This is a genomic window from Dyella sp. 2RAB6, assembly GCF_052115385.1.
Classification (GTDB): domain Bacteria; phylum Pseudomonadota; class Gammaproteobacteria; order Xanthomonadales; family Rhodanobacteraceae; genus Dyella_D.
The window spans coordinates 1-1,170 of the sequence record NZ_JBFRGP010000053.1; the positions used below are offsets into that span (position 1 = coordinate 1).

General features: G+C 64.6%; 1 protein-coding gene. It reads right to left on the minus strand.

The window, feature by feature from the left end; translation table 11 throughout:
• Positions 1-3: 3 nt before the first annotated feature.
• A partial coding sequence (tuf, locus tag AB4083_RS22870; RefSeq protein ID WP_441610798.1) for an elongation factor Tu occupies positions 4-1,170 on the minus strand: 1,167 nt, incomplete at its 5' end.

The window sequence follows — 1,170 nt, forward strand, 5'->3', positions numbered from 1 at the left end:
TACTTACTTGGTGATCTTGGCGACGACGCCGGCGCCGACGGTGCGGCCACCTTCGCGGATCGCGAAGCGCAGACCGTCCGTCATCGCGATCGGCGCGATCAGGGTCACCTGCATCTTCACGTTGTCACCCGGCATCACCATCTCCACGCCTTCCGGCAGCTCGATCGCGCCGGTCACGTCGGTGGTGCGGAAGTAGAACTGCGGGCGGTAGCCCTTGAAGAACGGGGTATGACGACCACCCTCGTCCTTCGACAGCACGTACACCTCGGCCTCGAAGTCCGTGTGCGGCGTGATCGAACCCGGCTTGGCCAGCACCTGGCCACGCTCCACGTCGTCACGCTTCGTGCCGCGCAGCAGCAGACCCACGTTGTCGCCCGCCTGGCCCTGGTCCAGCAGCTTGCGGAACATTTCCACGCCGGTCACCGTCGTCTTGGTGGTCGGGCGGATACCGACAATCTCGATTTCCTCGCCCACCTTGATGATGCCCGTCTCGATTCGACCGGTCACCACCGTGCCGCGACCCGAAATCGAGAACACGTCTTCCACCGGCATCAGGAACGGCTTGTCCAGCGTACGCACCGGCTCCGGAATGTACGTGTCCAGCGCTTCCACCAGCTTGATGATCGCCGGCACGCCAATCTCCGACTGGTCGCCTTCCAGCGCCGCACGCGCCGAACCCACGATGATCGGGGTGTCGTCGCCCGGGAACTCGTACTTCGACAGCAGCTCGCGCACTTCCATCTCGACCAGCTCGAGCAGCTCCTTGTCGTCCACCATRTCCGCCTTGTTCAGGAAGACCACGATGTACGGCACGCCCACCTGGCGCGACAGCAGGATGTGCTCACGCGTCTGCGGCATCGGACCATCAGCGGCCGAGCACACCAGGATCGCGCCGTCCATCTGCGCCGCACCCGTGATCATGTTCTTCACRTAGTCGGCGTGGCCCGGGCAATCCACGTGSGCGTAGTGGCGGTTYGGCGATTCGTATTCCACGTGCGCCGTCGAGATCGTGATGCCGCGCGCCTTCTCTTCCGGCGCCGCGTCGATCGCGTCATAAGCCTTGAATTCGCCGCCAAAACGCTCAGCGCCCACCTTCGTCAGCGCCGCCGTCAGCGTCGTCTTGCCGTGGTCCACGTGACCGATCGTGCCGACGTTGACGTGCGGCTTGGT